16 protein-coding genes and 2 tRNA genes are annotated in these 18,166 nt (G+C 67.7%); 1 reads left to right on the top strand and 17 read right to left on the bottom strand.

All coding sequences use genetic code 11. The annotated features are described in order from the left end of the window. Positions 1–7: 7 nt before the first annotated feature. Genes AC5O77_RS16415 through AC5O77_RS16400 form a run of 4 tightly spaced genes read right to left on the bottom strand, consistent with a single transcriptional unit; the run spans position 8 to position 4,257 of the window. The gene (locus AC5O77_RS16415) at positions 8–922 is read right to left on the bottom strand and encodes an HlyD family secretion protein (RefSeq protein ID WP_478057089.1); all 915 of its coding nucleotides are present in this window, start codon (positions 920–922) and stop codon (positions 8–10) included. Beyond that, on the bottom strand, positions 919–1,647 hold the full coding sequence (locus tag AC5O77_RS16410) for an ABC transporter ATP-binding protein (RefSeq protein ID WP_032128913.1): 729 nt from the start codon (positions 1,645–1,647) through the stop codon (positions 919–921). Before AC5O77_RS16410 ends, AC5O77_RS16415 begins: the two co-directional genes overlap by 4 nt. 10 nt (positions 1,648–1,657) lie before the next feature. Then, positions 1,658–2,797 (bottom strand): ABC transporter permease, encoded by a 1,140-nt coding sequence (locus tag AC5O77_RS16405; RefSeq protein ID WP_478057090.1) that lies wholly within the window; start codon positions 2,795–2,797, stop codon positions 1,658–1,660. Beyond that, a complete protein-coding gene (locus tag AC5O77_RS16400) occupies positions 2,794–4,257 on the bottom strand; it encodes an efflux transporter outer membrane subunit (protein ID WP_317217838.1) in 1,464 nt (487 codons plus the stop codon). Before AC5O77_RS16400 ends, AC5O77_RS16405 begins: the two co-directional genes overlap by 4 nt. A gap of 190 nt (positions 4,258–4,447) precedes the next feature. Between AC5O77_RS16400 and AC5O77_RS16395 the strand changes: the two genes are divergently transcribed. Then, a complete protein-coding gene (locus tag AC5O77_RS16395; RefSeq protein ID WP_478057091.1) occupies positions 4,448–4,795 on the top strand; it encodes a hypothetical protein in 348 nt (115 codons plus the stop codon). A 66-nt stretch (positions 4,796–4,861) separates the two neighbouring features. Here the strand turns inward: AC5O77_RS16395 and AC5O77_RS16390 are convergent. The 13 genes from AC5O77_RS16390 to AC5O77_RS16330 form a co-directional block, all read right to left on the bottom strand. Beyond that, positions 4,862–4,937: transfer RNA gene (locus AC5O77_RS16390), tRNA-Gly, on the bottom strand. Between the two features lie 115 nt (positions 4,938–5,052). After that, complete coding sequence (locus tag AC5O77_RS16385) at positions 5,053–6,159, bottom strand: NAD(P)/FAD-dependent oxidoreductase (RefSeq protein WP_494506970.1); 1,107 nt, start codon at positions 6,157–6,159, stop codon at positions 5,053–5,055. 137 nt (positions 6,160–6,296) lie between these two features. After that, a tRNA-Gly gene (locus AC5O77_RS16380) sits at positions 6,297–6,372 on the bottom strand. 287 nt (positions 6,373–6,659) lie between these two features. Continuing rightward, a complete protein-coding gene (pgsA, locus tag AC5O77_RS16375; protein WP_012510614.1) occupies positions 6,660–7,286 on the bottom strand; it encodes a CDP-diacylglycerol--glycerol-3-phosphate 3-phosphatidyltransferase in 627 nt (208 codons plus the stop codon). Positions 7,287–7,304: 18 nt separating this feature from the next. Continuing rightward, the gene (gene uvrC / locus AC5O77_RS16370) at positions 7,305–9,149 is read right to left on the bottom strand and encodes an excinuclease ABC subunit UvrC (protein ID WP_071228378.1); all 1,845 of its coding nucleotides are present in this window, start codon (positions 9,147–9,149) and stop codon (positions 7,305–7,307) included. After that, positions 9,146–10,558, bottom strand: a complete 1,413-nt coding sequence (locus AC5O77_RS16365; RefSeq protein ID WP_423174066.1) for a hypothetical protein — start codon at positions 10,556–10,558, stop codon at positions 9,146–9,148. The genes uvrC and AC5O77_RS16365 overlap by 4 nt, the downstream gene beginning before the upstream one ends. Continuing rightward, on the bottom strand, positions 10,555–11,049 hold the full coding sequence (locus AC5O77_RS16360; RefSeq protein WP_478057093.1) for a low molecular weight protein-tyrosine-phosphatase: 495 nt from the start codon (positions 11,047–11,049) through the stop codon (positions 10,555–10,557). The genes AC5O77_RS16365 and AC5O77_RS16360 overlap by 4 nt, the downstream gene beginning before the upstream one ends. Beyond that, on the bottom strand, positions 11,046–11,819 hold the full coding sequence (gene kdsB / locus AC5O77_RS16355) for a 3-deoxy-manno-octulosonate cytidylyltransferase (RefSeq protein ID WP_317217843.1): 774 nt from the start codon (positions 11,817–11,819) through the stop codon (positions 11,046–11,048). The genes AC5O77_RS16360 and kdsB overlap by 4 nt, the downstream gene beginning before the upstream one ends. 74 nt (positions 11,820–11,893) lie before the next feature. Beyond that, positions 11,894–12,913: a tetraacyldisaccharide 4'-kinase gene (lpxK, locus tag AC5O77_RS16350; protein ID WP_032128905.1), complete on the bottom strand. Its 1,020-nt coding sequence runs from the start codon at positions 12,911–12,913 to the stop codon at positions 11,894–11,896. Continuing rightward, entirely contained in the window at positions 12,913–14,661 is a 1,749-nt protein-coding gene (msbA, locus tag AC5O77_RS16345; protein WP_032128904.1) for a lipid A export permease/ATP-binding protein MsbA, read from the bottom strand. Before msbA ends, lpxK begins: the two co-directional genes overlap by 1 nt. Then, positions 14,658–15,080: an ExbD/TolR family protein gene (locus tag AC5O77_RS16340; protein ID WP_032128903.1), complete on the bottom strand. Its 423-nt coding sequence runs from the start codon at positions 15,078–15,080 to the stop codon at positions 14,658–14,660. Before AC5O77_RS16340 ends, msbA begins: the two co-directional genes overlap by 4 nt. A 3-nt stretch (positions 15,081–15,083) precedes the next feature. Then, positions 15,084–15,746 carry a MotA/TolQ/ExbB proton channel family protein gene (locus AC5O77_RS16335; protein WP_478057094.1) on the bottom strand — a complete coding sequence of 221 codons (663 nt, stop codon included), beginning with the start codon at positions 15,744–15,746 and terminating at the stop codon, positions 15,084–15,086. A 3-nt stretch (positions 15,747–15,749) separates the two neighbouring features. Continuing rightward, on the bottom strand, positions 15,750–18,149 hold the full coding sequence (locus AC5O77_RS16330; RefSeq protein WP_478057095.1) for a DNA internalization-related competence protein ComEC/Rec2: 2,400 nt from the start codon (positions 18,147–18,149) through the stop codon (positions 15,750–15,752). Positions 18,150–18,166 lie beyond the last annotated feature (17 nt).

Below are 18,166 nucleotides of genomic sequence, written 5' to 3'. Positions count from 1 at the left end.
CCCGCGCCTACTTCCGGAACTCCACCCGCACATGCTGGCCGAAGCGCGCCTTGGCCGCGCCATCGAACTCCAGCACGCACTCCACTACCTTGGCCACGCCGCGCCCGGCATCTTCAGGCAGGCGCGCCTGCGCGAACACCGGACTGATGCGCACCACGCGTGCGGGTGGCAGTGAGCCGGTGTTCTCTGCGCCATCGCTATCCGGCACAACGGTAGCCTTCATGCCCACCTGCACGGTATCGGCGTAGGCAGCACTGAGTTCGGCACGCACCTGCAGCGGGCGTGCCGGCAGCAACGAGATCGCCGGCTTGCCACCCTGCACGAATGCACCGAGTCCCGGCACCTGGCCGACCACGGTGCCGGCCTCCGGTGCGCTCAGCGACATCTGCTGCAGTTTCAATTTCGCGTGCTCCAGCTTGTGCTGGGCCATGTCGACCTGCGCACCGGCCACGTCGACATCGGCGCGCACACCGGCCAGTTGCTGCTTGGCCGCATCGGCCTGCTGGTTGGACGACACGCCTTCGCTGGCGCCGGTGGACAGGCGGGTGGCGTTGCGCTCCAGTTCGCGCAACTGCGCCTGGCTGCCCTTCAGGCGGTCGTTGGCCAGGGCCAGATCGGCGGTGGCCATCGCCACTTCCTGCTGCAGCAGGGCGCCATCCAGCGACAGCAGCAACTGTCCCTTCTTCACCGTGGCACCCTCCTTCACCGGCGCGGCGGTGATCGAGCCATCCACTGGCGGCGCCAGCGCGATCAGGCCACCCTCGACGTCGATGATGCCGCGCGCCACCGCGACCTTGCCGGCGGTGGCAGTGCCGGCTTTACCTGCAGGTGCTTGGGCAGGCGCGTCCTTGGAACAGGCGCCGAGCAGCAGCGCCGCGGACAGTACCAGGCTGAAGGGAAGCAGGTGCAACGTCTTGGTCATGGGGCGGACTCTACAGTTTCGTTCTGGCGGCGGTCATCACGGACCATGCCGTCTTCCATGGCGATCACCCGATCGGCATGCCGGATCAGGCGCGGATCGTGGCTCACGCACAACACGGTGGCGCCGTGCGCACGTGCGTAGCGATGCAGGATGTCGATCACGCGCTGGCCGTTCTCGGCGTCCAGCGCGCTGGTGGGTTCGTCGGCGAAGATCAGCGTCGGCGACTTGGCGAAGGCGCGCGCAACGGCCACGCGCTGCTTCTCACCACCGGACAGCTGCGCCGGTCGCATGTGGCTGCGGTGGCTGAGGCCCACCTCGTCCAATGCCTTGCGGGCCAGCGGTTCGCTTTCGCGATTGCTCATGCCGCGATAGCCCAGCGGCAGCTGCACCTGTTCCAGTGCGGTAAGTGCGGGGAACAGATTGAAGCCCTGGAACACGAAGCCGACATGGTGCAGGCGGAAGCGCTCCACTTCGCTGCGCGTCATGTGGCCCACATCCTGCCCGAGCGCGTGCACGCGGCCGCCATCGGGCGCAGACAACCCAGACAGCAACGACAGCAGCGTGCTCTTGCCGCAACCGGATGGGCCCGATACCAGGGTCAGTTCACCGGGATAGATGTCCAGTGACAGGCCACGCAGCACCGGCACCTGCACGTCGCCGGACATGAAACCCTTTTCCAGTGCGTCGGCCTGCAGGGTCGGGGCGACGGCGCGTATGGAAGTCATCGGCCGGTCCTCAACGCAGCAGCAACGATGGATCGGAGCGGACGACACTGCGTACCGCCATGATGCTCGACAGCATGGCCATCACCGCGACCAGCGCCACGCAACCGATGATCACCATCGGTGTCAGCTGCACCGGCACGCGCTGGGTCTGTGCGATCAACAGCACCACGGTGCTGAACGCCGCCGCCAGCAACATGCCCACGCCGCCGATCAGCAGCGCCTGCTCGAACACCACCCGCGCCAGCGCATAGCGACCGGCACCAAGTGCATTGAGCGTGGCGTACTCGCGCACCGAACCGGCCACCACCGAAGCGAATGACTGGTTGGTGATCACCGCGCCGACAAAGCAGACGATGACCGCCATGAACAGCACTGCGATGCCGGCACCGGTATCGAACAGCCAGTATTGCTGCGAGCGGCTGGCGAACTCCGGTGCCGTCCAGAACTCGACCGGCGTGGCCTGCCCCATCGACGTGGCCAGGCGGTCGCGCACACGGTCGGCCAGGTCCGGCGAACGCAGGTCCGCCACGAAATAGGTACTGCCCTCGTGCGGATCGGTACCCGCGATGGCGCGCGCGGTATCCAGCGAGGCCAGCACGTTGACGCCACCGAGGCCACGCAGGCCCGGTTGTGCCGCGACCACGCGCACCGCCTTGCCATTGATCCACGCACGGTTGTTCTGCAGGTCCACGCCCAGCGTATCCAGATCGGCGCTATCGACGATCACCGCACCGGGTTCGCGCAGCTGCGCGCGCAGGTCGGCGGGCAGGATGCGCGCGAACATCATCGCGTCGCCTTGGGTGGAGATGCCGGACAGATACACAGACACGTTACCGGTACCCTGCGCGCTGGAGCGCCATTCGCCATCGACCCACTCGTAGGGTTCGACGCGGGTGACATCCGGGTCCATGCGCAGGTGGCTTTCCACATCCGCGCTGATTGCATGGCCGTAGTTGACGCTCTGGGTGCCGGGGAAACCGGCCCAGATATCAGCCGACGATGCCTTCACGTAGATCGCGGCGGTACCGAAGATACCCAGCACCAGCGCCGCCTGCACGATCAGCAGCACGCCAGCGAAGCACATCGCCAGCACTACCGGCAGAAACCGGCGCCACTCATAGGCCAGGGTCTTGCGGGCCAGCGCGATCATTGCTGTTCGCCCTCACCCTCAGCCGGCAGCGGTGCACCGCCAAGCGCGCGGTACAGCGAAGCAAACGCGAGCACGCGTGCGCCCTGCGCACCGATCAGATCAGCCTGCGAGGCGAGCGCGGCACGCTGCGTATCCAGTCCATCGAACTCGCTGGACAGGCCCAGCTGCACCTGCCGCGCTTGGCGCTTGACCTGCTGGCCGGCGGCATCATTGGCCGCACGCAGCGACTGGATGCTGCTGTCCTGGCGCGCCAGGCTGCCCAGCGCGCCCTCCACTTCGCTCACGCCTTCCAGTACCGCCTTGCGGTAACCGAGCAGTGCAGCATCCAGCTGCTTTTCATCGGCATTGAAGCGCGCGCGGCGCTGGCCCCAATCCCACAGCGGGATATCGACGTACGGGCCGATCGACGGACTGGAATCGGAGTTGGAGCGGGCGTTCTGGGTGAGGTTGTAGGCGTACAGGATCGAGCCACCAAGACTGACCCGCGGATACATCGCGGCACGTGCGGAGCCCTTGCTCGCCGCAGCCTGCATCACTTCAGATTCGGCCAGCAGAATCTGCGGGCGGTGGCGCAGCAGATCGGCCGGTACCTGCTGCAGCGAGAACGTGCCCAGCTTCGGCGGCGAGCGATAGGCGCGCCAAGCCGGATCCGGGCCATCACGGCCCAGCAACAATGCCAGCGCACGGGCGGCGTTGTCGGCGTTTTCCCGGGCTTGTGCGATGGCGGCGTGGGTGGCGGCCTGGCGTGCACGCAGGCGATCCAGTTCGCCAGGCTCATCCAGGCGCAGGCGCTGGCGGACCAGGGCCAGGTGCTCGCCGCGGTCATCCACCGATTGCTGGCGGGCCAGCAGGTCCTGCTGGGCCTGTGCAACGGTCAGGTCCAGATAGCTGCGCACCACGTCGGCAATCACCGCCACCTGCGCGGCATTGCGCAGCGCCTCGGCATTGCCGGCCGAAGCCTGCGCGCTCAACTGCGCGCTCTCGGCGGCACCGAACAGGCCCAGGTCCCAGATCGCTTCGATGCCGGCATGGAAGTAGGTATCGACGGCGGCGGCGTCCTGCACCTGCTTGGCGCTGGCCGAGATTTCCGGCAGGAAACGCGAGTCGGAAGTGCCGGCGACGATCCGAACGGCCTGCAGGCGCAGCGTAGCCTGCTGCAGGTCCAGATTGCCGGCGATGGCCTGGTCGACCAGGCCATCCAGTGCCGGGTCGGACAGCACTTTCCACCACTGTCTGGCATCCACTGCCACGCCCTGGCCCTGCGGCACCTGGGTCCAGGTGCTGGGCGTGCGGTCAGGCAGGTCCGGAACAGGCACCGACATGCAACCGGCCAGGGCCAGGCTTGCCAACAACGCACCAGGGCGCAGCACTGCATGCAGGGAGAGTCCGTGCCCGGCCTTGGGCACTGCCACTGAAGTGATACGCCTGACCACCAGCCCGCCAACGTGTAGAAGGAGCATGAAGGCTACCGTGCGATTGTGGAGCGAACATGGAGAAATCGTCCGAAAAAGGTCACAGCACGCGTGCGGTTCAGGCAACGCCGACCCAGTCTTTCACTACGCTTTCAATGCGTTCCCGGCACGGAACACTGGACGACTTTCACAGCGTATTGCACATTGCGGCATTGTCTTGCTTCGATGCTGCCCGACCGTGAAACGCCCTCGCCGCTGGCTGCTGATTGGCTCGATCACGACAGCGACTGTCGGTGTGATCGTGCTCGTCCTGACCACCCCACTGGTCTCGAACGCCACGCTGCTACTGATGGAGCGCAGCAACTTCATTCCCGCCGAATCCTCGATCTTCACGTTCGAGCCGTATGCCATCAACCAGGGCTCGTCGAACTACTGGTTGTACGGGAAGGACCGGACCTACTACTACCACTTCGCCTACGAAGACGACGTGCCCTACGTCTACATCCGGCGGGACAACCGCTGCCCCGGTTTCGACCGGCAGGATGCCCGGACCTGGTGCAGCGCCCTGCCCGGCAAGGCACGCTAGCGCGGCAGTGGTGCAACCGGTGTGACAAACGAAAAACGCCCCCTTTCGGGAGCGTTTTCTTGAATCTGGAGCGGGAAACGAGACTCGAACTCGCGACCTCAACCTTGGCAAGGTTGCGCTCTACCAACTGAGCTATTCCCGCAGATTCCGTTCGACCTGCGTCGAAGGAGCGCTATTGTGTCGATATTGCTGCACGGCGTCAACAGGAATTTTCGCGTGCATTGTGGGGCGGCGTTCAGGCCCCCAGGACCGATACCTCAGGTTCGCAGGCCACGGCGATGGAAGTAGACCTGCTCGGCGATGCGCCGCGTGGTCGCCGTGTGCAGCAGTGCGTTGAGCGGCCAGTCGGCCTGCAGATGATCCATCGCCCAGCGCAGCAGGCGCTTGCCATGGAATGCCGGCGCCACCTGCCGCGCCACCCGTTCCGCTTCCGGCCCCTGGCCACGCAGATGACGGGCAATCGCCTCGCCGACCGCCCAGCCGTGCCGCCACGAGGAGTGGATGCCCCCGGCGGACAATGGCGAGACGATGCCCGCCGCGTCGCCGGTCAGGATCAGCCGTTGGCCAGTGATCGGCCCATCCGGCCGGCCGCAAGGCACCAGGCCGGCACGGGTAGCCGAGGGGCGCGCCGAAGGCGGAATGCCGACCACATCGCGCACGTGCTCAAGGAAGCCATCAATATCAGGCGGGCGTACCTGATTCGGGTCATGGCGCAGCGCCAATCCCACCTGCAGGCCGGTAGGATTCTGCACGACCCAGCCGATGTAGCCCGGTGCAAAGCGCTTGCTGACGAAGCAATGGAGTGCGTCACCCTGCGGCAATTGCAGGCCGGCGAACTCACGTTCGACGCCGTAGAGATTGCCGCGCACCTGGCCTAGGCCAGTGCGCCGGGCCACGCGCGAACGTGCGCCATCGGCACCGACCAGGTAGGCGCAGCACCCTGCCCCTTCCACCTGCCAGCCGTCACCACTGCGATGGGCGTCGGTGAAGGACTGCTGCAGGCGAAGGTCGACACCGTTCGCGCGCAGCTCGCTGGCTAGCCAGCGCATCAGGTTCGGCGTATCGGTGGTGAGGAAGTAATAGCCCGGTGCGGCCAACAACACGCTGCGCAGGTTCGGCGCATACAGGCGCACATTGGCAACGCGTTGCACCAGGTATTCGGGCATGCGCCCCAGCCAGGTCTGCTCCATCGCTTCCTTCACCACGATGCCGGTGGTGTGGAGGCGCTCGCCGGGGTCGGCCTTGCGTTCGAGTACGCACACGCGCAGTCCATATTGGACAGCGGCCAACGCGCAGGCGGCACCGGCGAAACTGGCGCCGACGATGACCACGTCGTGATCGTAGGCGGAGGATTGATGAGGCATCGCGGCGTCACCCTTGGAACGAAGGATGCAGCATCCAACCTTCATGTGGTGGGGCGATGGGGCGACGGTGAAGTGGCAATGAAGCGCGTTGGACGCAAACGAAAAACGCCCCCTTTCGGGAGCGTTTTTCTTGAATCTGGAGCGGGAAACGAGACTCGAACTCGCGACCTCAACCTTGGCAAGGTTGCGCTCTACCAACTGAGCTATTCCCGCTTGGGAGGCGAAATTTTACCTATTCCAAGGATGGCGTCAAGCGCTTTTTCAGGGTCTGCGAGGCACCTTGCATTGCGTATCCATGGCGTGGATCTACTATGGCATCCCCGCAAACCTATGGATCCGCATCATCCGTGGATGCGGCATTTCCAGTTGATCCACGCCATGCGTGGATGGGGCATCACCGTAGATCCGTCCAGCGTGTCGAGTAGATCCACGCCATGCGTGGATAAACGCACAGATGGGGTCAGAGCCCATTCCTGAGGAAAGGGATCCGACCCCGGGGATCAGTTGCCCAGCTTCTTCTGCCGCGCACGCTCGCGCGCAGCGCGCTCGTCATCGCGCAGGCTCGGCCAGGCGGCGTGCAGGTACTGCAGGCCCGACCACAGGGTCAGCACGGCGGCAATGGCCAAGGTCCAGTCGCCGATGTGGAACACCGGCCAGCCCATCCAGATGTCTTCCACCGGCACGTTCGGTGCCACCGAATACAGCAGGCACAGCAGCGCGACCATCTGCGCGGTGGTCTTGACCTTGCCGATCATCGCCACGCGCACCTTGGCGCGCTGGCCGAGTTCGGCCATCCATTCGCGCAGCGCCGATACCGCAATTTCACGACCAACGATCACCGCCGCCCAGAACGCCATCCACGGCGTCGGGTGACCCTGCACGATCAGGAACAGTGCCACTGCCACCATCAGCTTGTCCGCGACCGGGTCGAGGAAGGCGCCGAAGGCCGACTCCAGCTGGTAACGGCGTGCGATCCAGCCATCGAGCCAGTCGGTGATCGCGGCCAGGCCGAAGATCGCCGCCGAGGCGAAGTTGGTCCAGGTGTAGGGCAGGTAGAACACCAGCACCAGCACCGGGATCATCACGATCCGCAACAACGTCAGCCAGGTGGGCAGGGTCAACTTCATGCTTGCGTGCTTCTCTCTCTACTCGGCCGCATCAGGCGTGGCCAACCCGTGCAGGTTAGCGTAGATACGTGCCGCGAGGGCGTCATTGATACCTTCCACCTTGGCGATTTCCGCTTCGCCAGCGGCTTTCAGGCCGACCAGGCCGCCGAAATGCTTGAGCAGGCTGGCGCGGCGGCGCGGCCCGATACCAGGGATGTCCTCCAGCTTGCTGGTCATCCGCGCCTTCTGGCGGCGGCCGCGGTGGCCGGTGATGGCGAAGCGGTGCGCCTCATCGCGCACCTGCTGGATGAACTGCAGCGCCGGATTGGCCGCGCCCGGGCGCAGCTCGCGGCCATCGGGCATCACCAGCGCTTCGTGGCCGGCGCGGCGTTCCACGCCCTTGGCCACGCCCACCAGCAACACGCCTTCCACGCCCAGGTCGGCCAGCGCGGCCTGGGCCTGGGCCAACTGGCCGGCGCCGCCGTCGATCAGCAGCACGTCCGGCAGCACGCCCTGCTCTTCCACTGCACGGCGGAAGCGGCGGTCGATGGCCTGGCGCATGGCGGCGTAGTCGTCGCCCGGCTCGATGCCGCTGATGTTGAAGCGGCGGTACTGCGCGCGCACCGGACCGGCGGCGTCGAACACCACGCATGAGGCCACGGTGGCCTCACCCATGGTGTGGCTGATATCGAAACATTCAACACGCTTGACCGGCTCGGCCAGGCCCAGCATGTCGCGCAGCGCGTCGCTGCGCGCGTGCTGCGCGTTGCGGCTGTTGAGTTCGGTCGCCAGGGTCAGCTGCGCGTTGCGGCTGGCCAGCTCCACGTAGCCGGCACGCTCGCCGCGCACGTTCCACTTCAGCTGCACCTTGCGCTCGGCCGAGGCCGACAGCGCGGCCACCAGCAGGTCGGCATCGGGAATCTCGCGGTCCAACAGGATCTCGCGCGGCGGCTCGAATTCGATGTAGTACTGCGAGACGAACGCGGCCAGCACTTCCTCCGGGCTCTCCTCGCCATTGGTACGCGGGAAGAACGGGCGGGTACCGAGGTTGCGGCCATCGCGGAAGGCCAGCAGCAGCACGCAGGCCTGCGAACCCTGCATGGCCACCGCCAGCACGTCCAGATCCGCAGCGCGCCCATCCACGTACTGGCGGGTCTGCATGCTGCGCAGTGAAGAAATCAGGTCGCGCAGGCGCGCGGCCTGCTCGAACTCCAGTGCCTCGCTGGCGGCCTGCATCTGCTCGCCCAGTTCGCGGGTCAGCTCGTCGCTCTTGCCTTCCAGGAACAGTGCGGCGCGACGCACCGACTCGGCGTAGTCCGGCGCCGGCACCAGCTCCACGCAGGGCGCGCTGCAACGGCCGATCTGGTACTGCAGGCACGGCCGCGAGCGGTTGCGGAACACGCTGTCCTCGCAGCTGCGCAGCTTGAACAGCTTGTGCATCAGGTTCAGCGTTTCACGCACCGCGGTGACGCCGGGATACGGCCCGAAATAGCGACCGGGAATGGCGCGCGGGCCGCGATGCAGCGCGATGCGCGGCCAATCCTCGCGGGTCAGCAGCACATGGGGGTAGGTCTTGTCGTCGCGCAGCGAGACGTTGTAGCGCGGCGACAGCGACTTGATCAGCTGGTTTTCCAGCAGCAGCGCCTCGGCTTCCGAGCGCGTCACGGTCACGTCCATGCGCGCGATCTGCGAGATCATCGACATGATCCGCGCGTTCTTCGGGCTGCCGTTGAAATAGCTGCCGACACGGTTGCGCAGCGCGCGCGCCTTGCCCACGTACAGCAACGTGTCGTCGGCGGCGTACATGCGGTACACGCCAGGGGCGGTACTGAGCTGGGCCGCGAAGGCCTTGCCGTCGAAGGCCGGGGCGGGAACGTCTGTCATTCGCTGATCGGGACTTCGCTGAGCACGCCGCTGTCCGGGTCGAATCGCAGCACGGCATGGGCGTCGGTCTCGGCGATCCACACCGCACCGGCGCCTACCGCCAACCCCGCCGGGCCATGCAGGCGTCGTGGCAACGGCTGGGTGGTCAGTTCGCCACCGCCCAGGCGCAGCGTGCGCAGGCGGCCGTTGCCGGTATCGGCAATCCACAACAGCGGCGCATCCGGGCTCAGCGCGATGGCCTGTGGGAACTGCAGGCTGGCGTCCGAACGCGGACCGTCTTCGCTGCCGAAGCGCCAGGGCCCCTGCCCGACCAGCGTCTGCACCAGGTCGCCACGCAGCTGCAGTGCACGGATCGAGGATCCCAATGCGTCGGCGACGTACAGCACCTGCTGCACCACGGCCAACGCGGTGGGTTGGGCGAAGGCGGCCAGATGCCCGCTGCCATCGCGCTCGTCGATGGAACCACTGCCCGCGCGCCATTGCAGGCTGCGCTGGCCCAGGTGGTAGCTCCAGATGCGGTTGTCGCCGGCCATCGCGATGTGCAGCTGGTTGTCGGCGATGGCCAGGCCGACCGGATGGTCCAGCGCAACCTGCCGCGCCTGCGCGACCGGGCCTTCCACCGGCGCACCGGGACGGCCGTTGCCACACAGGGTATCGACGATGCCGGTCAGCAGGTTGATGCGGCGCACCGCGTGGTTGCCGGTGTCGGCGACATACAGCGAATCGCGCTCCAGCACCAGCGCCTGCGGGCGGTGGAACGCGGCTTCGGCGAGGTTGCCGTCCATGAAATCGGCGGTGCCCAGCCCGAACTGGCGCAGGATGCGGCCACCGTGGCTGCATTCGAGGATGCGGTGATGGCCGCTGTCGGCGATGTACAGGCGTTCGGTGCTGACCGCCAGGCCCAGCGGGAAGCGCAGCGCCTGGCGGGGTTCCGGGTGCAGTTCGCTGCCGCCACGCGGCGGCGCCGACGGTGCGCCTTCGCACAGCGCGTTCAAGGCACGCTCCAGCTCACCGGGTGCCCCCTGCCCGACCAGCCGTTGCTGTTCGCGGCCCTGCGCATCCAGCAGCACCAGGGTCGGCCAGGCGGTGATGCCGAAGCGGCGCCAGCCATCCCAGTCGGCATCGAGCAGGACCGGCATTGTCAGGCCCTGGCGACGCAGCAGCTTCAATGCGGCGCCGGCCTCGCGTTCGAAATCGAAGCGCGGCACCTGCAGCACCAGCGGCTGCAGCTTGCCGGGGTGGCGCGACAGCCATTGGCCGAACTCGGCCAGGCGTTGCGCGCTCCAGGCGGAAGCGGCGTTGACGAACAACAGCGCCACCGGCCGACCGCGCAGTTCGGTCAGGGTGCAGGGGGTGGCGTTGAGCCAGGTGGCGAACTCGGGCAGGTCCGGGACGGGCTGGACGTTCATGGCCCGATTATGCCGGAGTCGGCGTCATGCAACAGTCGTGCCACGGCACGTTTTGCAGCATCGTCGACCAATGTCCAGACCTGTTCGAAATGCTCACTGCCGCCGGTGTACGGGTCCGGGATCGCACCCCTGCCCTGCCCGCCGGACCACGGCAGGTACAGCGCCAGGCGTTCGCGCTGGGCGGGTGTGGCCAGGCGACCCGCATCGCGCAGGTTGGCCTCATCGGCGCACAGGATCCAGTCGAAGCGGTCGAAATCCGCGACCTGCAGCTGGCGCGCGCGCAGGCCGCCGATGTCCACGCCATGCCCGGCCGCGCAGGCGATCGCTCGCCGGTCCCGGTCCGGTGGCTCGCCCACATGCCAGTCGCCGGTGCCGGCCGAATCGACCTGCACCCGACCAGCCAGCGGCGAGGCGTCCAGGCGCGCGCGCAGCGCACCTTCGGCCATCGGCGAACGGCAGATGTTGCCGAGGCAGACGACCAGCAGCTTCATCGGGCAGCCAGCGTCTGCAGCAATGCTTCGGCGCGTTCCAGGTCCTCGGGCGTGTCGATGCCCGGCGGGAACGGTTCGGGCGAGATTGCCACGCTGATCGGGAAACCCGCTTCCAGCACGCGCAGCTGTTCCAGCGATTCGATCTGCTCCAGCTGGCCCGGCGGCATCGCCGCAAACTGCTGCAGGAAACCGGCGCGATAGCCGTAGATGCCGATGTGGCGCAGCCAGTTGTGACCGGCCGGCAGCGTGTCACGGCTGCGTGCAAAGCCATCGCGGTGCCAGGCGATCGGGGCGCGGCTGAAGTACATCGCCTCGTTGCGCACGTTGCGCACCAGCTTCACCACGTTCGGGTCGAACAGGGTATGCGCGTCTTCGACGGTCGTGGCGAGGGTCGACATCGGCGCATTGCCTTCAACCAGTGCCTGGGCCACCGAGCGGATACCCGCCGCCGGTGCGAACGGCTCATCGCCCTGCAGGTTGACCACGACGGTGTCATCGGCCCAGCCGGCGATGCGCGCGCACTCGGCCAGGCGGTCGGTGCCGGACGCATGCGAGGTCGCAGTCATCGCCACCTTCACTTCGGCCAGGCCGGACAGTGCGTCGGCAATGCGTTGATCGTCGGTAGCGACCCAGACCTCGCCGGCACCGGCCTGCAGCGCGCGACGCGCCACGTGCAGCACCAGCGGCTCACCGCCCAGCGGGCGCAGCGGCTTGCCCGGCAGCCGCGAGGCGGCATAGCGGGCCGGGATGGCGACGACGAATTCGGTCATGGGGCGGTACTCGGCAGGCTCGTTACAACGGGAATGCGGCCGGCGGCGCATGAATGCAAGCGCCGCCGCGCCACTCAGTTCGGTCGCAGCTTGTCCAGGCGGTCGGTCAGCGCCACCCAGAATGCGGCAGGCAGCTCGGCGCGCAGCGGGACCGCGTAGTGCCAGTCATTGCCGAACGCGCGGCATTTCACCGCGTCCTTCTCGGTCATCAGCACCGGCAGCTGGCTGCCAAAGGACAGGTCCTGCGGCTGATAGGCCTGATGGTCAGCGAAGGCGTGCGGCACGACGCCGATGCCACGCGCGCGCAGCATGTCGAAGAAGCGCTGCGGGTGGGCGATGCCGGCCACGGCGTGCACGCGCTGGCCCTTGAAATACGACAGCGGACGGGCACGGCCACCGGCCAGCGGTTGTGCGCTGTCGATGTGCAGGGCCATCGGCCACTGGCCGAAGCCGCAGGCCTGTGCTGCAGTCTCCTCATCGGCCTGGCCGAGGTTGACCACGCGGAAATCGCACTCGCTGGCGCGGCTGACCGGCTCACGCAGCGGCCCGGCCGGAATCATCCGGCCATTGCCGTAGCGGCGCTGCGCATCGACCACCTCGATCTCGATGTCGCGTGCCAGCCGGTAGTGCTGCAGGCCGTCGTCGCAGACGATCACATCGCAGCCGGCCTCGATCAGCGCCTTGCCGGCTGCAACACGATCACTGTCCACGCGCACCGGCACGCCGGTCTTCCAGGCAATCAGCACCGGCTCGTCGCCACCCTTGGCGGTCGGCGTATCGGCCTTTACCCACAGCGGCTTGTCGGCATCTTCGCGGCCGTAGCCACGACTGGCCACGCCCGGCTTCCAACCGGCGGCACGCAGGCGCTCCACCAGCGCGATGGTCAGCGGCGTCTTGCCAGTTCCACCGGCGGTGATGTTGCCAACCACGATGACCGGCACCGGCAGCGTGTAGCGCTTGCGCCAGCCACGCCGATAGGCGCGCCGGCGCAGCGCGGTGACGCCGGCATACAGCGGCGCCAGCAGGCGCATCGCCCACGGAACCGGGGTGCCGTCGTACCAGTACGGCGGGGTCTGGGTACCCTTGCCGGCCATCAGTCCTGCCTTTCGCGGAACTGCATGCTGTGCAGATGCTGGTACAGGCCACCCATGGTGAGCAGCTCCTTGTGGGTACCGCGCTCGACGATGCGACCGTGATCCATCACCAGCACCTGGTCTGCATGCTCGATGGTCGACAGGCGATGCGCGATGACCAGCGTGGTGCGCTCGGGCATCAATCGCTGCAGCGCGTCCTGCACCAGGCGCTCCGATTCGTTGTCCAGCGCTGCGGTGGCTTCATCGAGGATCAGGATCGGCGCGTCGCGCAGGATCGCACGGGCGATCGCCAGGCGCTGGCGCTGGCCACCGGACAGCAGCGCGCCGTTCTCGCCCACCGGGGTCTGCAGCTGCTGCGGCATGCGTGCGATGAACTCCCAGGCATTCGCGGCTTCAGCTGCCGCTCGGATCTGTTCATCCGTCGCGTCCATGCCATAGGCGATGTTGGCGCCGATGGTGTCGTCGAACAACATGACCTTCTGCCCGACCATCGCCACCTGGCGACGCAGGTCGGCCAGCGGATAGTCGTCCAGTGCCACCCCGTCGAGGGTGATGCGCCCGCCGCTGGGTTCGTAGAAGCGCGGCACCAGCCGGATCAGGCTGGTTTTGCCGCTGCCGGATCGACCCACGATGGCGGTGACCGTACCCGGCTTGGCCACGAAGCTGATGTCGTCCAAGGCGATGCCACTGTCTTCGCGGTAACGCAGCATGACGTGCTCGAAGGCCAGTTCGCCACGCACGCGCTGCACCGTGTTGCGGCCTTCGTCGCGCTCGACCGGCATGTCGAGGATGTCGAACAGGCGCTCGGCGGCGGACACACCGCGGGAGATCGAGGACTGCACGCTGGTCAGGCGGCGCAGCGACGGGATGATCGCCGTCATCGAGATCATCAGGCCCATGAACTGACCGGCATTGAGGCGCCCTGCCAGTGCTTCGCGGGTCGACACCCAGACGATCACCGCCAGCGCCAGCGCGGCCAGGAACTGGACCACGCTGGAGGCACCGGCACGGGTGATTTCCACCTTCATGTTCAGCGCCAGCATGCGGTTGGCCAGGCGCGAGTAGCGCGACATCTCATGCTGCTGAGTGCCGTGCACCTTCACTTCCTGCTGGGCCGCCAGTGACTGCTCGGCGGTCTGCGCCATCGTGCCCATGCCGTCCTGGATACCGCGGCTGATGCGCCGGTAGCGCTTGCCCACGTAAGACACGATCACGCCGATCATCGGCACCACCACCAGCATGGCCACGGTCACCTTGACACTCATCTGCAGCATCACCGCCAGCATAGCGATGATGGTCAGGGTGTCGGCAACCACGGTCTTGAGCGCATCGGCGCTGGCCTGGGTGACCTGCTCGGTATCGAAGTTGAGGCGGCTGACCATCACCGGCGTCGATTCGGTATCGAAATGCGAGGACGGCAGGTGCAGGTACTTGGCCAGCACCTGTTCACGCAGGTCGCGCACCACGCTGCGACCGGTCTTGGCCAGCGCGTAGTCGCTCACCCAGGTGGCGGCGCTGCGCATCAGGAACAGGCCAAGGATGGTCAGCGGCAGGATCACCGCCATTTTCGGTTCGGGATTGACGAAGCCACGGTTGACCAGCGGCTCCATCAGCTTGGTGAAGTGGTAACCGGCTACCGACTCCACCGCCATGGCGATGACGGCGGCGACCATCATGCCCCAGTAGGCACGGGTGTATCCCAGCAGACGTTTGTAGATCGGCCACACCGGCGCGTGTTTGGAACTCATGGACGCACCTCGGGTGCTGTTGCAATGGCAATACGGCGGAAGCCGAGCTGACCCAGCGCATCCTGCGCGGTCACCACGGCCTGATAGGGCGTGCGGGCATCGGCACGCAACAGTACCGGCTGGGTACGGTCGCTGCCGGCAACGGCCGCGATGGTCTGCTTGACCGACTCGACGTCGCTGCGCAGCACTTCCTGGTCATTGATGAAGTAGCGGCCTTCGGCGTTGATCAGCACGCTCAACGAGCGCGGCGGCTCATTGCTGGGCTGCTGGCTGGCCGTAGGCAGCTCCACCTGGAGTGTCGAGCGCGCATCGAAGGTGGTGGTGACCACGAAGAAGATGATCAGCACCAGGATGACGTCGATCAGTGGCACCAGGTCGATATGCGGCTCATCCTGGGATCGGTCGTTGCCGATACGCATCGATCAGGCCTTCGCCGTGGCAGCATTGGTCGGACGTGCGGCCGGGGCCGGGTTCAACACCCCGGGACGGCCGTCGAGCGTATCCAGCAACGCGCTGGCTTCCTGCTCCATCTCCACCACGTAGCCGTGGATGCGGCCCTTGAAGTAGCGGTGGAACATCAGTGCTGGAATGGCGACGATCATGCCGGTGGCGGTGCACACCAGCGCCTTGCCGATACCACCGGCCAGCTGGTTCACATCACCCACGCCATGGTCGAGGATGCCCAGGAACATCTGGATCATGCCGATCACCGTGCCCAGCAGGCCCAGCAGCGGCCCGGCCGATGCGATGGTGCCCAGCGCGTTGAGGAAACGCTCCATGCGGTGCACCAGGTGGCGGCCGGTGTCTTCGATGCGCTCGCGGATCTGGTCGCGCGGGCGGTTGCGTGCTTCCAGCGCGGCGGCCAGCAGCGCGCCCAGCGGCGAGTTCGCACGCAGGGTCTGCAGGTGGGCCGGGTCGAGCTTGCCGCGTGCCGCCCAGTTGCGCACTTCCTGGCCGAGGCCGGGCGGCAGCACTTCAGTACGTCGCAGGGACCAGAAACGCTCCAGGATGATCGCCAAAGCCAGTACGCCCAACAGCAGCAGCGGCACCATCGGCCAGCCACCGGCCTTGACCAGTTCCCACACGTTTCAACCCTCCGGCCCAACGGCCGCTTGTTCGATCGGCGATAGGATAGCAGCCGACCGCGCCCGCCCAGCGGCATCCCACCACCGGGATGCGTGGATGCGCTGTTCACGCAGCTGCAGCCCTTGTGCGCCAAGCCATATGCGGATCGCCCCGGAATCAGCCGTGGTCAGCACTTCCGCCCCTTGCGCCTGCCAGCGCTGGACCACGTCCTGGCGGGGGTGCCCGAAGCGGTTGCGGTGCCCGGCCGAGACCACCGCCAGCCGTGGCGCCACGGCGGCCACCCACGGCGCGCTGGAGCTGCCGCCACTGCCATGGTGCGGCACCAGCACCACATCCGCCTTCAGCGCTGCCGGAGACGCCTGCAGCAACACCTGCTCGGCCGGGCGGCCGATATCGCCAGGCAGCAGGACCACGCCGTGACGGCTGGCGACGCGCAGCACGCAGCTGTCTTCATTCTCGGCCTGGCGGCTGCCCGGCGCCGGGTGCAGGACCTGGAAATCAACCCCGTCCCACTGCCAGCGCATCCCCTGCTGGCAGGGCGTAGCGCCGGCGATGGTGCTGCCCGGTGGCGCCAGCAGCTGCAGCCCGGGCAGCTGCCTTCGCAAGCTCGGTAGGCTGCCGGTGTGATCAAGATGGTCATGGCTGAGCACCGCCTGCTGGGGCGGCCCCTGTCCGAGCGCGCGCAGGGCCGGGACCAGAATGCGTTCGTTGCCGTCGCCGCCGGTCGGCGGCCCCACGTCGTACCAGAGCGCGTGCCGCGGCGTACGCACCAGCACCGCGGTGCCCTGCCCTACGTCGTGCACCAGCAGCTCCAGTTCGCCTTCAGCCGGTGCATGCCGGGCGGGCCACAGCAGCGGCAGGCACAGCAGCAGGCCTGCCAGGCCACCGCCAGCGCCGCGTGGCAGCAGCCACCAGAACACCCCCGCCACTGCCGCCGGCACCGCCCAGCGCGGTGCCTCGGCCAGCCACCACATCGCCTGCGGGTGCAGCGCCAACGGCTGCAGGGCCTGCCAGCTGAGCTCGAACAGCCAGGCGGCGGCGCGCCATGCCCAGCGCCCGGCACCATCCTGCAACGCGTGCAGGCCGGTACCCAGCAGCGACAACGGCACCACCAGCAGGGTCCACCACGGAATGATCGGCAGATTGACCAGCGGCCCCAAGCGCGCGGTGCCGCCGAACAGGGCCACGCACAGCGGCAACAGGCCGAGGCTGGCCACGCCCTGGGCAGCCAGAAAGCCGCGCAGGCCCCCACCGACGCCGTCCGGCCCGGTCCGTGGCAGGCACCACAGCAGCCACAGCACGCCCCCAAAGCTGAGCCAGAAGCCGGCCGACAGCACCGACAGCGGCGCCGGCAGCAGCATCACCATCGCGGCCAGGGCCAGTCCCTGCCCCGCACCCACCGGGCGACGCCCGGCACGGGCCAGTGCCACCAGCCCGATCATCAGCGCCGCACGCACTGTTGGAAGCGCGCCGCCGGCGGCCACGGCATAGACGGCTGCGGCCAGCGCCGCACCCCATGCCGCCGCCTGCGGCCGAGGCAAGAACCGTCCCAGCACCGGGCATAGCCACCACAACACGCGACACAGCAGTACACCGAAGCCAGCCACCACGCCCACGTGGAAACCGGAAATGGCGACCAGATGGGTCAGGCCCAGAGCGCGCAGGTGTTCCCAGTCGGTATCGGACAAGCCGCGGGTATCGCCCAGTGCCAGCGCCTGTACGAAGCGAGCGGCAGGATGGGCCACCTGGGTGGCGATGGCGTCACTGCTGCGCTCGCGCCAGGCCGGCAGGCCCTGTGCAGGCGCGCGCTCACGCGCAGCGCCGGGGTCGCGCACCGTGCCATTGCCGGAAATGCCGCGCAGCAATGCATGGCGTTCGCCGTCGAAGCCGCCAGGATTGATCCGCGAACGCGGTGCCCGCACCCGCAGCGACAGCTCCCAGTACGCGCCAGCTTGAACCGCATGGCGCCCACCATCGGTGCCGCTCGCAGGCGGTCCACGCCATGGATCGTTCCAGGTGATCTGCAGGCGCTTGCCACGCAGCACTGGCGGCGCATCGGCGTCATCCACGTGCAGCACGAAACGTGTGTAGCCAGCCCCTCTCTGTGGAAGATCGGCCACCCGCCCCCGCACCTGCACATCCTGCGGCGGCGCTCCGGGTGGAAGCTGGCCGTGCAGGGCCCACTGCCCGTGCACTGTTGCCCATGCCAGGCCGAGCAGGACTGCAGCCCACGCGCGGCCGCGCCAGCGCAGCAGCCAGCCCGCGACGCCGGCAACGGCCATCGGCGCGCTCAGCCACAACGGCAGCAGTGCCGGCATCTGCACGCAGGCCAGCGCGCCCAGCACCAGGCCGGCGGCGCAGCCGGGGCCAAACAGTGCTGGAGCGGAACGTTCGGGAACCATTCCAGCAGCCTGCCGAG

It is taken from the genome of Stenotrophomonas sp. INTA L402-1, assembly GCF_059295135.1.
Note: the sequence above shows the minus strand (reverse complement) of the source record. Positions and strands in the feature narration are given on the sequence as shown.